General features: G+C 75.0%; 11 protein-coding genes, 1 tRNA gene and 1 pseudogene. 6 read left to right on the top strand and 7 right to left on the bottom strand.

Translation table 11 applies throughout. The annotated features are described in order from the left end of the window. The first annotated feature begins 84 nt into the window (after positions 1 to 84). Entirely contained in the window at positions 85 to 1,566 is a 1,482-nt protein-coding gene (locus tag AB0D08_RS30125; protein WP_359893320.1) for an MFS transporter, read from the top strand. A gap of 42 nt (positions 1,567 to 1,608) precedes the next feature. Here the strand turns inward: AB0D08_RS30125 and AB0D08_RS30120 are convergent. Both AB0D08_RS30120 and AB0D08_RS30115 read right to left on the bottom strand, forming a co-directional pair. Beyond that, positions 1,609 to 1,703, bottom strand: a tRNA-Cys gene (locus AB0D08_RS30120). A 112-nt stretch (positions 1,704 to 1,815) separates the two neighbouring features. Next, positions 1,816 to 2,844 (bottom strand): AraC family transcriptional regulator, encoded by a 1,029-nt coding sequence (locus AB0D08_RS30115; RefSeq protein ID WP_359893317.1) that lies wholly within the window; start codon positions 2,842 to 2,844, stop codon positions 1,816 to 1,818. Positions 2,845 to 3,036: 192 nt separating this feature from the next. Between AB0D08_RS30115 and AB0D08_RS30110 the strand changes: the two genes are divergently transcribed. Further along, a complete protein-coding gene (locus AB0D08_RS30110; protein WP_359893314.1) occupies positions 3,037 to 3,828 on the top strand; it encodes a type 1 glutamine amidotransferase domain-containing protein in 792 nt (263 codons plus the stop codon). A gap of 44 nt (positions 3,829 to 3,872) precedes the next feature. Next, positions 3,873 to 4,502 (top strand): hypothetical protein, encoded by a 630-nt coding sequence (locus tag AB0D08_RS30105; protein ID WP_359893312.1) that lies wholly within the window; start codon positions 3,873 to 3,875, stop codon positions 4,500 to 4,502. Between the two features lie 14 nt (positions 4,503 to 4,516). On the opposite strand, the gene AB0D08_RS30100 is transcribed toward AB0D08_RS30105, so the two are convergent. Next, positions 4,517 to 5,485, bottom strand: a complete 969-nt coding sequence (locus AB0D08_RS30100) for a DUF6528 family protein (protein ID WP_359893309.1) — start codon at positions 5,483 to 5,485, stop codon at positions 4,517 to 4,519. A 431-nt stretch (positions 5,486 to 5,916) separates the two neighbouring features. Between AB0D08_RS30100 and AB0D08_RS30095 the strand changes: the two genes are divergently transcribed. Then, the gene (locus AB0D08_RS30095; protein ID WP_359893307.1) at positions 5,917 to 7,383 is read left to right on the top strand and encodes an SMI1/KNR4 family protein; all 1,467 of its coding nucleotides are present in this window, start codon (positions 5,917 to 5,919) and stop codon (positions 7,381 to 7,383) included. Between the two features lie 13 nt (positions 7,384 to 7,396). On the opposite strand, the gene AB0D08_RS30090 is transcribed toward AB0D08_RS30095, so the two are convergent. Both AB0D08_RS30090 and AB0D08_RS30085 read right to left on the bottom strand, forming a co-directional pair. Next, positions 7,397 to 7,687 (bottom strand): hypothetical protein, encoded by a 291-nt coding sequence (locus AB0D08_RS30090; protein ID WP_359893304.1) that lies wholly within the window; start codon positions 7,685 to 7,687, stop codon positions 7,397 to 7,399. A gap of 68 nt (positions 7,688 to 7,755) precedes the next feature. Continuing rightward, on the bottom strand, positions 7,756 to 8,367 hold the full coding sequence (locus tag AB0D08_RS30085) for a hypothetical protein (RefSeq protein ID WP_359893301.1): 612 nt from the start codon (positions 8,365 to 8,367) through the stop codon (positions 7,756 to 7,758). Positions 8,368 to 8,686: 319 nt separating this feature from the next. Between AB0D08_RS30085 and AB0D08_RS30080 the strand changes: the two genes are divergently transcribed. Continuing rightward, a complete protein-coding gene (locus AB0D08_RS30080) occupies positions 8,687 to 10,846 on the top strand; it encodes an AAA family ATPase (RefSeq protein ID WP_359893299.1) in 2,160 nt (719 codons plus the stop codon). Here the strand turns inward: AB0D08_RS30080 and AB0D08_RS30075 are convergent. Together AB0D08_RS30075 and AB0D08_RS30070 are read right to left on the bottom strand one after the other, a co-directional pair. After that, positions 10,827 to 11,345, bottom strand: coding sequence for an RICIN domain-containing protein (locus tag AB0D08_RS30075; RefSeq protein WP_033823112.1), 519 nt, complete (start codon positions 11,343 to 11,345; stop codon positions 10,827 to 10,829). The genes AB0D08_RS30080 and AB0D08_RS30075 overlap by 20 nt on opposite strands. A gap of 322 nt (positions 11,346 to 11,667) precedes the next feature. Next, positions 11,668 to 12,141 (bottom strand): MarR family transcriptional regulator, encoded by a 474-nt coding sequence (locus AB0D08_RS30070; protein ID WP_359893295.1) that lies wholly within the window; start codon positions 12,139 to 12,141, stop codon positions 11,668 to 11,670. Between the two features lie 119 nt (positions 12,142 to 12,260). Between AB0D08_RS30070 and AB0D08_RS30065 the strand changes: the two are divergent. After that, positions 12,261 to 12,368, top strand: a pseudogene (locus AB0D08_RS30065) (nuclear transport factor 2 family protein); the annotation flags it as partial.

Below are 12,368 nucleotides of genomic sequence, written 5' to 3'. Positions count from 1 at the left end.
ATCGACACCCGTCGGTCGGGCAGGGCCCCACGCGTACACGCGGTTCGGACGAGCCGCCACTTCTTCCCAGCGAAGGAGTGAGCCATGGATGTCCGCCGCGATCCGGTCCTCGAGGACACCGATGTCCCGACCGAAGTCTCCGGTCCACCGAAGTCCCTGCGGGAAGCGGGGGTTGCGCTCGCCGGGCTGTCGGCGGTGTTCCTGTTCGAGATGCTCGACAACTCGATCCTCAATGTCGCGCTGCCGACCATCGGCCGTGAGCTGTCCGCGTCGCCGACGGCGTTGCAGTGGGTGACGGGCGGGTACGCCGTGGCGTTCGGCGGGCTCATGCTGGCGCTCGGCGCGCTGGCCGACCGGGTCGGCCGCCGGAGGATCATGCTGGTCGGCCTGGTGCTGCTGGGTGCGGCGAGTCTGGCCACGGCGTTCGTCGGCACGGTGGAGCAGCTCATCGCGGTCCGCGTGGCGATGGGTGTCGCGGCCGCGATGACGACGCCGGGCTCCCTCGCGCTGGCGTTCCGGCTGTTCGACGAGGACGGGCTCCGGGTCCGGGCGACGACGCTGATCTCGACCGTGGGCCTGGCCGGGCTCGCGGTCGGCCCGACCCTGGGTGGTCTGGTGCTCGCGTTCGCCCCGTGGCAGGTGCTGCTGCTGGTGAACGTGCCGATCGCCGCACTGGCGTTCCTCGGCATCCGCCGTGGCATCCCCGCCGACCGGCCGGACGAGCTGCACCGCGCCCCGGTCGACGCCGCCGGCGCGCTGCTCGCCACGGCCACGATCGGGCTGGCTCTGGTGGCGCCGACGCTGTTCGTCGACCCGGGCCCCGCATCGCCCGTGCCGTGGCTTGCCACGGCGGCGGCCGTCGTGACGGCGGTGCTGTTCGTCGTCCGTGAGCGCGCCGCCCGCCATCCGCTGCTCGACCTCGCGCTGGTGGGCCGCCCGCTGGTGTCGAGCGGTCTGGCGTTCAAGGCCGCGTCGGGCCTGGCGACCGCCGGCCTCGGGTACTTGGTCACCCTGCAGTTGCAGCTCGACTGGGGGTGGACGCCCGCCCGGGCGGCCGTGGGGATGCTGCCGCAGGTCGTCGTGCTGATCGCCGGCGGTGCGGTCATCGGGCCGCTGGTCACCCGCGTCGGCCTCGACCGGGCCGCCCGGCTCGGCGCGGGAGCCGTCGTCTGCGGGCTCGCCGTCCATGCGCTGCTGGGCCGCCTGGGGTACGTGTGGGTCGCCCTCGCGCTGGTGCTCGTCGCGGCCGGGATGCGTGTCGTCGGCGTGGTCGCCGGGACCAACGTCATGCGCGGTCTGCCGGCCGACCGCACCACGGTGGGGGCGGCGCTGGTGGACACGGCCGGTGAGGTCAGTACCGGTGTCGGCGTCTGCGTCGGCGGCACCATCCTCGCGGCGCTCCTCTCGGGCGGCATCGCCACCTCGGCCTGGGACAGCGACCGCGTGGCGCGGTTCGACCAGGCGGTGACCTGGGCCGGTCTCACGCTGACGGTCCTGGCGGCGGCGCTGGTGGGGTGGGGCATGCTCCGTGGCCGCGGCTCCGCGGCGCAGCCGGAGCACGAGTAGCCGGAGCACGAGTAGCCGGGGGCGGTCCGGGCCCGCGCTGGGCGGAGAGGGCAGGATTCGAACCTGCGCGGGCCCTCGCGGACCCTGCTCGGCCGTTGCCGGCCAGGCACCCGATGAACCGCTCCGGGCACCTCTCCCAGTCCCGGGAGCCCGTCTGCGGCGCTCCCTTGATCTGCCCTCAGCATGCCCGGGCGGCCTGACCGGACGCTGACCCCCTCCTGACCCGGCCGCCGCCCCCGGCCGTCGGGCTCAGGAGGCCGGGGCACCGCCCGCCGCGCCCGTGCGCCGGGTACGGCGGTACGCGCCGGGGCTGACGCCCTGCCAGCGGACGAAGGCGTGTCCCAGGGCCGCGGCGCCGCTCAGCCCGACGGCGCGGGCGACCCGGTCGGTGGTCAGGTCGGTGGTCTCCAGCAGCTGCCTGGCCCTGGTGTGCCGGGCCTCGTCGAGCAGGACCCGCCAGGAGGTGCCGTGTTCGCGCAGCACCCGGCGCAGCGCCCGCCCGCCCAGCCGCGAGGTGGCCTGGGCATCGGCGAACCCCACGCCCTCCAGCGGCACACCGGCCAGCCACCGCCGCAGCCGCTGCGGAACGGCGGCGGGACCGGTCAGGTCCGCCAGCAGCCGGTCCGCGTAGGCGCGTTGCAGCGACGCCAGGCCTTGGTCCACCACCACCCGGCGCAGGTCCAGGTCGGCCGTCGGGACGGTCAGCGCGTTGTCGGCCGCCCCGAACGCCACGGGACAGCCCAGCACCCGCTCGTAGCCCAGCCGCTCACTCCCGCACGGATGGGTGAAGGTGACCGTGGCGGGCGTCCAGGCCGGCCCGGCCAGCCAGCGCGCGGCGCTCACCATCCCCACCACCACGGCCTCCACCTGCTGCGGACGCATGGCGCCGGGCGCGACGGTGGGCCGGTACACCACCCGCGACAGGGTCCGGCCGCGCACCAGCGCGATCTCGCCGGCCTCGCTGACCAGCCGGTGGTAGCGGACGGCGGCCTCGGCGGCCTCACCCAGCGTGGCGCAGCCGAGCACGACATGGCCGAGGACGTCCAGGGCCGGCGGCCGCAGGTCCGCCCCCACCCGCAGCCCGGCCGCGGGATCCCCCGACGCGCCGATCACCCGGTCCCACAGCCCGCGGACCGCCTCGAACGGCAGGCGCCGGTCCCCGGCCAGCAGCAGGTCGGGCCCCGCGCCGCCCGCGTCCGCGACCGCCGAGGCGTAGCCCAGCGAGACCGAGACGCCGGGGGCGGGAACGGCACCGGGGCCGGAGGTGGGGATGTCCATGTCCGCCAGTCAAGACAGCCGCCGCCACGCCGTCAACGCCTTCGAGCCGTGATCGCGGGCACCTGCGGTCAACAACCGGGCCGCGCGGATCAACGACACCGCGCCCGGCTGCCCCTACGGTCGGTGCCACCCTGCCCGCGGCCGGGCCGCCGCGCAGGCGCGCCCCGCCGCGCCGTACCCCGGAGAACCCCTGTGATCCTCTTCCTGCTGCCCGAGGCCGACTACGATCCCACCGAGGCCGCGCTCCCCTGGGCGGCGCTGCACGACGCGGGGTTCGACGTCCGCTTCGCGACCCCCGACGGCCGTCCGGCGCACGCCGACCGACGGCTCACCGAGCAGGGATTCTCCTGGCTCTCGCCGTGGCTGATGACCCGCGGCGGTCCGCTGGCCGCGTACCGGCGGATGACCCGCGACCCGCGCTTCGGCGCGCCGCTGTCCTACGGCGACGTGGACCCCTCCACGCTCACCGCCCTGTTCGTCCCTGGTGGCCACGCGCCCCGCGTCCGCAGTCTCCTGGAGAGCCGGCCCGCCCAGCGGATCGCCGCCGAAGCGATGGCCCGGGCGGTCCCGGTCGGCGCGGTCTGCCACGGTGTCCTGCTGCTGGCCCGCGCCGTCGACCCGGGCACCGGCCGCTCCGTCCTGCACGGCCGGCGCACCACCGCGCTGACCTCCCGGATGGAGCTGACGGCCTGGCAGCTGACCCGGCTGCGCCTCGGCAGCTACTACCGCACCTACCCGACCACCGTGCAGAGCGAGGTCACCGCGGCGCTCGCCGACCCCGCCGACTTCGCCCCCGGGCCGGTCCTGCCGCTGCGCGACGGCCCGCGCCGGCTGCGCCGCGGATTCACCGTCCAGGACGGCGCCTACCTCTCCGCCCGCTGGCCGGGCGACTGCCACCGCCTGGCGCAGCAGTACCTCGCCCTCGTCACGGCCGCCACGGGAGGCCCCGGGGCCGCCGGGCAGGACGACGGCCGGTCGCGCTGAACCCCGTGCCGTCCCCCCCGCACTTCCAGCCCACGGAGAACGCGTTGACCGACCATGCCCGCCAGGCCCTCGAACACCTCAGGGACCCGTCCCAGTTCCAGTGGTACGTCATACCGCTGCTGCTCCTGGTCCTGTACGTGTACGCCGTCGAGGTCCAGCGGCGGGACTGGAGCACCGTCCTGGCCGGGCTGGCGCTGTGGGGCATGGACTGGTTCAACGAGATCTGGAACGCCCTGGTCCTGCACGCCACGGGCCGGGCACCGGTCTGGGGTGCCGCCGGCGCCAGCGCCTACCGGATCCTGGTCGGCCTCAACATCGAGATCTGCCTCATGTTCGCGATCATGGGTGTGGTCGCCGTCAAGCTCCTGCCGTCCGACCCGGCCCTGCGCATCGCCGGCATCCCCAACCGCTGGCTCCTGGCCGGGCTGAACTCGGCGCTCGCGGTCGGTGTGGAGCTCTTCCTGCACAGCGCCGGTGTGCTGACCTGGGACTGGGCCTGGTGGCGGGCCGGCTGCCCGCTGCTCATCTGGCTGGTCGGCTACCTCCCGTTCTTCCTGGTCTGCTTCCGCGTCCACGACCTGCCCCGGCTGCGCACCAAGGCCGTCACCGTCGGGGCCCTGTTCGCCCTCGACGCCGCCGCGCTGGCCGTCTTCGGCTCCCTCGGCTGGCTCTGACCGACCTCCCCGGGTCAACGTTCGGTCCACCAGCGGGCCTTGTACAGGTGGGTGCCTTCCAGCCGCCGGATGCCGTCCGGGCGGTGGAAGGTGAGGACCGAGGTACACCAGGTACAGGGCCCGGCGTGGTCGGGCGCCGTGGTGAGCAGGCGTCCCGTTCCGGGCTCGTCGCCCACGCTCTTCACCTCGCGTGCGGACTCCCGCGGGGTGACGGGGACGGCCTCGAACCGGTCGTGGGACGGGTCGAACCGCCACAGACGGCCGGCGGTACTGATCCAGAACTGCCCCGGCGCGGCGAGCACCGGGGCGAGGTCGTGGCCCCCGGGTTCGGGGAGTGCCAGGGTCCGCTCGGGGGTGAGCACCGGGGCGGCGGCGGTGCCGCCGACCCTCAGGGCGGTCAGTGTGTCGTCACCGACGGTCCACAGCAGGCCGGTCCTGGCGTCGCGGTGCACGCCGTACGCCCCCGCCAGCGGGTACTCGGCGTGGTCGGTGCTGCGCGGGACTTGCGAGGCCGTGTACACGCGTACCCAGCCGCCGGTGCTGGCCACGACGGCCACGTTGCCGTCTGGGAGGAGCTCGGCGCTGTGCGGGTTCGCGGTGGGGCCGGTGTCGACGGCCCAGACCGGGGTGCCGGTCGCGAGGTCGACGACGGCCGCCAGACCGCCCGAGGCGGTGGTCAGCAGGTAGCGGCGGCCGTCGCGGACGCCGCTCTTGGCCTCGGTGGGCGAGGACCAGCTGCGGGCCGGTGACAGGTCGGCGAGCGCGGTGTAGCGGTCAGCGGTCCACGACCACACCACCGGGAGGTGGTCGGGGCCGTGGAAGGCCATCAGATCGTCGGCACTGTGCAGGACCAGCACCCGGCGGGACGCCTGGTCCACCACCGCCACCGGCGCACCCGGCCGCCCGCTTCCGCCGCCCGGCCTCGCGGCGGCCGCCGGCCCGGCCGTCGTACCGATCACCAGCAGCGCCAGCCCGGCCGACACCAGGGCCGCCGTCCGACAGCCTGCGCCGGTACCCCTGCACACCTCGTCCGTCCCTCCGCCGGCCCTGCCCCGCGCTCACCCTGCGTCACGGCGGGGCGCACCGCCAGCGCTCCGCCGGCCGCCGCGGCCGCGCGGGTCCCCTGTGGGGCCGACTGCTGACGACGGGTCCGCTGGAGATGCGTCACCGGTCCGTGGCGTCCCGGTTCCCAACGGCGGTGCCGGTGCCCCGGGGCGGCCGGCCGCACGGCCGTCGGCCGGACTCTGCGCCGAAACCGGATCGTCGGCACCGGCGCCGGCCGCTCCGCCGCAGCCTGCTGACATGATCGTCCGAACGGTGCGGACGAGGGGGCGGGTGTGGACCTGACGGTGGAACAGACGGTGCGGAAGATCGCGGCGCAGGTCGTCGCGCGGGGACCGGAGGGCTGGACGGAGTGCGTGTTGCGGGGGCACGGAGCCGCACGGGCGTCGGCCTGTTCGGCGGCGGGTACGTGGTGCCGAGCCGTCCTGGCTCCTTCTTCGGCACGCCGTTCCCCGACCAGGACCTCGCCACCCTGGTGTCCCGGTTCCGGGACAGCCACGGCTGGGAGGCCATCGCCCTGGAGTTGACCTGCCGCCCGTCGGGCGCCTTCGACCTGGTCGTCTTCCGGGGCACGCTGCAGCCCGGGGCCGGTCCCGAGGACGGCTGGACGCTCACCGTCGACCACAGCTTCCAACCGTCCGAACCGGGCGCGGCCGACGACGCGGAACCGACCGAGCTACGCCAGGCCGGGGACCCGACCGAGGCGGTCGAACGGCTGCGGGCCGTCCTCCGGCAGCACGCCGAACTCTCCGGCGAGGAGCCGACGATGCCCGCGCCCGTCACCGAGGAGCAGCTGGCCGCCGCCGAGCTCCGCCTCGGCGCACCGCTGCCCGGAGACCTGCGGGCGCTCTACCTGGAGGCCGACGGGGACGGCGGCAGCGAGGCACTGGCCGGGTACGGCTGGCTGGCGCTCGACGCGGCCCTGGCCGAGCGCGACTCCTACATCGGCGTCCCGACCTGGTTCGGCTGGGAGCACGGCTGGCACCAGGTGGTCTTCGACGCCGACCCGCCGGACACCGTGCGCCGCTGCTCCGGGCATCCGGGCTGGCTCCCGTTCGCCACCTGGTTCGACGGCAACTACTTCGCCGTGGACCTCGCACCGGCCGCGGGCGGCCGCCCCGGCCAGGTGATCGAGGTGGGCCGGGACTTCAACGACGGCCCGCGCTACGTCGCCTCCTCCGTCACCGCCTGGCTCGGCCAGGCCCTGGGCCGGCCCGATCCGTACGGCCCGCAGCGGTCCGGGGACGGCCGGCGCCGGTTCATGGACTCAGGCCTGGACGAGCAGCCCGCGCCGGGCCTCCAGGAGATCCACCTCTATGACGCCCCGTCACCCGTCGACCTCGGCCCGCTCGCCGCCACGCCGCGCCTGCGGCGCCTGTACCTCGTCCGCTGCACCGCCGCCGACCTGTCCCCCGTCGCCGCACTCCCCGTCGAGGACCTGGCCGTCGACCTCGTCCCCGAGGCCGACCTCCTCCCGCTCACCGGCCACCCGCACCTCGCCTCACTCGCCGTCGGCTCCGAAACCCCGCTCGACCTCGCCCCGCTGCGCACCCTCCCCGCGCTCCGCTCCCTCGACCTGTCCCGCTGCCCCACCACCGACCCGGCCCTGCTCGCGGACCTCCCCGGCCTGCGCTACCTCGCCCTCTCGGCCACCCAGTGGACGGCCCTGATCGCCGCCGGCCGCCTCCCCACCCACCTCGCCGCCGCTCGCCTGGCCGGAGCCCCGCCCCTCACCGCCGCCCTCGACCTGCTCGCCGCCCTCGGAGTCGACACCTCGACCGCCCACCGCCTCTCCGGCACCCTCGAGGAGGCCGTCTGACGCCGGGGCGGGCTCAGTTGTAGTCGAAGAAGCGGTGCCACCAGGTGCGTGGCCCGGCGGAGGTACCGAGGTTGCTGACACCGTCGTACCGGGTCCGGAGCAGGTACTCGGAGACGGTGATGTAGCCGAGTGCGTCGAGTTCGTCGCCGATCGGTCTGCGGTCTGCGGTCTGCGGTCTGCGGTCTCGAAGAGGACGTTCTCTTCCTCCTCGTCGTAGCTGCGGCGGCCGGACCTCGACGGTGTGGGCGGCCCGGTCGTCGGCGGCGGCTCGCCGACCGGGTCGCGGACGTCGGCGACGGGACACCTCGAACAGCGTGCAGGCCCTGTCCTGCGGTCTCCTGGCCGCAGACCGAGCAGTACCTGACCCGGCGGCTACTTCGGGACCGTCATCGCGTCGCGGATCCGGCGGGTCCGGTCGGCGGCCCCGGCCTGGTCGATCGTGGCCGGGTTCCCCTCGACGGAGGCGGGAAAGGCCACCGAACCCGCGGTGTACCGGTCGGCCCAGAGGCACACGGGGTTGACGAGGAACGATCCGGTCGAGACCCCGCACTTGAGCCGGCCCTGCGGATCGTGCGGGTCACGCGCGTCCAGGTCCGTCATCGGCTCCGCCCACTTCTCCCGCGGGGCGAGCATCACGGATATCGCGGAGGAGGCCACCGCGCCGGGGTCGGTGATGGTGCCCCAGGCGCCGCCGATGGTCAGAACCCCGCCGGAGCCGTCGGTGTACCTGGCCTTCAGGCTGCCGTCGAAGGCGGCGTAGCCCGCTGGCAGCGGTCTCGTCGGCGGGTCGGTCAGGACGTCGGCCGGGCCCTGCGCACGGTAGCCGCCGGGCAGGGCGTCCGGGGCGGACAGCCGTAGCGAGCCCGGTGCGGCGCGGTCGGCCGGACCTGCCGCCGCCACCGACGGCGAGCCGTCGCCGCCGCAGCCCGTCAGAGCCCCCGCCAGCAGCGCCGTGGCCCCGGCCAGCGCTCCGGCCTTCGCCATGCGCACTCCCACCCCAGATTTCATGATCACATCGTAGGCGTCCGGGTTGTCCGGCGGGACCGCGCCCCGCCTCGGTGCATCCGGTCCGACGAGAACAGAGGTCCTCGGCCGCCGCGGACCGGGGTGCGAAGGCGCGGCTCCATCACCCGTCGGCCGAGGCGGGCTCCATTCTGCGAATCGCCCAACTGGTCACCGGCAGCGGCGAGATAGTGCCGCGGAGGCCACATTCCGCCCCGCCCGGTCAATATTTACTTTTCCGGAACGCGTCTGCATAGTGACGCCTCGACATATGGGTGAGGCGAACCGAGGGGGCCCGATCTTGTCCCGGATCAATGACGCTGCCGCACGCGAGGTGGAACGGGAGAGCGTTCAGGTCTCCGTCATAGGCGAGTTGTTCGACGAGCGGCTGGCCGGGGTGCGGGACCAGTTGGCGCGGGTGCTCGCGTTGCCGCCGGACGGTGCGGGCAGGGCGTACGAGCGGGAGGTGGCGGCGGGGCGGCTGGCGGGTGAGGTCCGCCGGTTGGAGGGGGCCGAGGACGGGCTGGTCTTCGGGCGGATCGACCTCGCGGACGGGGCCGTCCTGCGGATCGGGCGGCTCGGGCTGCAGCGGGAGTCGGACGAGCTTCCGGTGCTGGTGGACTGGCGGGCCGAGGCGGCGCGGCCGTTCTACGAGGCGACGCCGGTTCATCCGATGGGGCTGCGGCGGCGCCGCCACCTCCGGCTGGCGGGCCGCACGGTGGTGGGGGTGAGCGACGAGCTGCTCGACGGCCGCGCGCCCACCGGGCAGGACGTGGTCGGCGACGGTCCGCTGACGGCGGCGCTGCAGGCGCGGCGGACGGGCCGGATGGGTGCGGCGGTCGCCACGCTGCAGGCCGAGCAGGACGCGATCGTCCGGTCGCCGCACCGCGGCGTGACCGTCGTCCAGGGCGGCCCCGGCACCGGAAAGACGGTGGTGGCGCTGCACCGCGCCGCGTACGTGCTGTACGCCTTCCCGAAGGCGGCCGAGCGCGGCGTGCTGGTCCTGGGGCCGAACGCGCGGTTCCTCGAATACATCGGCCAGGTCCTGCCCTCGCTCGGGGAGAACGACGTGGTGCTGTCGACCTGCGAGGACCTGGCCGGCGTCGCACCGAGCGGCGCGGACGACGGCGCGGACGGCGGCGGGGTGGCGCGTCTGAAGGGCGGCGTCGAACTGGCCGGCGCGCTGGCCGAGGTGGTCCGCTCCCGGCAGGCCCCGGGCGGCGCGTTCCGGGTCCGGGTCGGCCAGGAGTGGATCCGTCTGCCGGACGGCGCGGTGGCGCAGGCGCGGGAGGCCGCACGGGGCAGCGGTCTCGCGCACAACCCGGCGCGTCGGCTGTTCAAGGAGTCGCTGGTGGACGCCCTCGTCCGGGAACTCGCCGGCAGCGGCGCCGAGGTGCTCGAGCAGATCGACGCGCAGGTCGCCCTGCTGACCGGCCTCGACCTCGACCGGGTCGCCGCGGCGGGCCTGCGCCGCCTCGGCCTCGACGACACCCCGGCCACCGGCGCCGACGAGTTCGACGCCGACGCCGTACGCGAGGAGCTCCTGGACGATGCCGCGCTCGACCGGGCCGTCGAGGAGCTGTGGCCGCGACTGACGCCCGGTGACGTGGTCCGGGCCCTCCTGGCGGACGGTGCCGCGCTGGCCGCCCACCTGCCGCAGCTCACCGCCGACCGGCAGCGGGCGCTGCTGCGGCGGTCGCCCGACGCGCCGTGGACCGACGCGGACGTCCCGCTGCTCGACGAGGCGGCGAGCCTGGTGGACGGCCCGCCGGAGCGCACCTTCGGGCACGTCGTCGTCGACGAGGCGCAGGAGCTGACCGCCATGCAGTGGCGGATGGTCCTGCGCCGCTGCCCGGGCCGGTCGATGACGCTGGTCGGCGACTTCGCCCAGGCGGGCCCGGCGACGGCGGCCCGCGACTGGGACGAGGCCCTGGGCCCGCACCTCGGACGCCGGTTCGACCTGCGCACCCTGACCGTCAGCTACCGGACCACGCAGGAGATCCTCGCCGCCACGCAGGACCTGCTCGCCCGGATCACCCCGGACCGGCCGGCGATCCGGTCGATCCGGCACGGCGAGCCGCCGCGGACCCTGCCCACGACACCCGGGTCTCTGCTCGACGCGCTCGTGCGGGAGCTGCGGGAGCAGGAGGCCGCGTACCCGGGCGAGCTGGTCGGGGTGGTCTGCGCCGACGGCAGGGCGCAGCAGCTCGCGGACGCGGGGGTCGAGCGGTACGCCCGGCTGGTGCCGGCTGCCCAGGCGCGCGGCCTGGAGTTCGACTCCGCCGTCGTCGTCGACCCGGACGGGATCACCGCCGCCCGCCCGGGCGGCGAACGGGACCTGTACGTCGCGCTGACCCGGGCCACCAAACGTCTGTGCACCGTCACCGTCGCGCCCGCGGCGCCGGTGGTGGGCCGCACCGGTCCGGCCCACCACCCGTCGGTCAGCCGGACTGGGCGGTGAAGCGCCAGGACTGCCCGGGGAACGCCCCGCAGACGGCCTGGTCCAGCGGCTGGCCGCTGTTGGTCGCGCCCCAGCCGGCGCCCAGGCACAGCCCGGAGGCGCGGTTCCTCAACTGGTAGCTGTCATTGCCCAGGAAGACCGCCGTCCAGACCTGGAGGTCGCTGTTGGAGCAGGTCTGCTGCACCACGAGCGCGTGCTCGGCGGTCCCCTGGGGCTGGATGCACTTGCCGGACGAGGTGACCTTGAAGAAGTACGAGTCGGTGCCGGCCCAGGTCGACGTGAACTGCTTGTTGGCCTTGGTGTCGCACTTGTACTGGATCAGCCCGGCGCCGTTCGACTTCGAGTTGTCGCCGACGGCTGCGCACAGGCCCGAGTTGAGGTTCTTGATGGTGTTGCCCGAGCCGTTCGCCGGTGTGTCCGCGTGCGCGACGGATGCCGCGCCCAGCGACATCAGGGCGGCGCACGAGAAGGCGGCGAGTAACGCGGTCGGCTTCTTCACGGCGGTCTCCGATCAGGAAGGGGGAGGAAGGGGGAAGGACGTGATGGATTCTTGATGCTCCGGTGAATGACCGTGCACCGCCAAGGCACCCTGCCGGAGCCACCCGGACGTGTCAATGGACCCGGCAGTCCCGACCGGCCGACCCGGGGCCATCCCCGGCCTTCGGCCTCGGCCGCCTCCCGGAACACCTCCGCGGCGATCCGATCGGCCTCGAAGGCGCGGGCGGCGCCGGCGTAGGCCTCGATGTGGAGGAACGATCCGCAGATGGCCGCGCGGCGGTACCGAACGTGGCGGACGCGCCGTCCCGCGCGGACCGTCGCGGTCAAGGACGGCCGTCGCGGTCAGGGTCGCCGGAGGCGAAGGGGCCCTCGTCGGCGAATCGCCGCAGGAGGCGGGCGAAGGTCCGGGCGTCGGCCTGCGGCCAGGCGGCGAGCGAGGTTTCGATGGCCGCCGCGAGGCGCTGCCGGGTGACGGCCACGGTGTCGTGCCCGTCGCCGGTGAGGGCGAGGAGGGTGGCACGGCCGTCCGCGGGGTCGGGTTCGCGCCGCAGCAGGCCCGCCCGCTCCAGGCGGTCGGCGCGGCGGGTGACGGTGGTGCGGTCGAGGTCGATCTCGCGGCCGAGGTCGGCGGCGCTGCACGGGCCGGTGCGGGCCAGGCCGCTGAGCAGCGGATAGGTGAGTTCGTCGACCCCTTCCCCGAGCCCTTCGGTGAGGTGGGTGTGCAGGCGCGTGCGGGTGCCGCGGCGCAGGAGCAGTGCGAGTGCGTGGGCGATGTCATGACCGGTCGAGATGTTCACCACCGCAGATTAGCGTGCATCGCGCACGCTTTTCCGCTACAGTCACAAGCGTGCTCAAGGCACGCAATATCCCGCACGGGACGTGCGGGCCACGACCACCACCGTCCCGGAGGAACCCCATGAACCGCACCGGCATCCGCACCGACGTCCGCGCTGCCCTTACCGACCTGCTGCTCACCCCCGGCCTCGCCCTGGAGGAGGCCGCCGAGCGGCACTTCGCCCCCGAC

It is taken from the genome of Kitasatospora sp. NPDC048540 (assembly GCF_040651175.1).
Lineage (GTDB): Bacteria > Actinomycetota > Actinomycetes > Streptomycetales > Streptomycetaceae > Kitasatospora.
The sequence above is the reverse complement of the archived record's forward strand: the minus strand, read 5'-3'. Positions and strand labels throughout refer to the sequence as shown.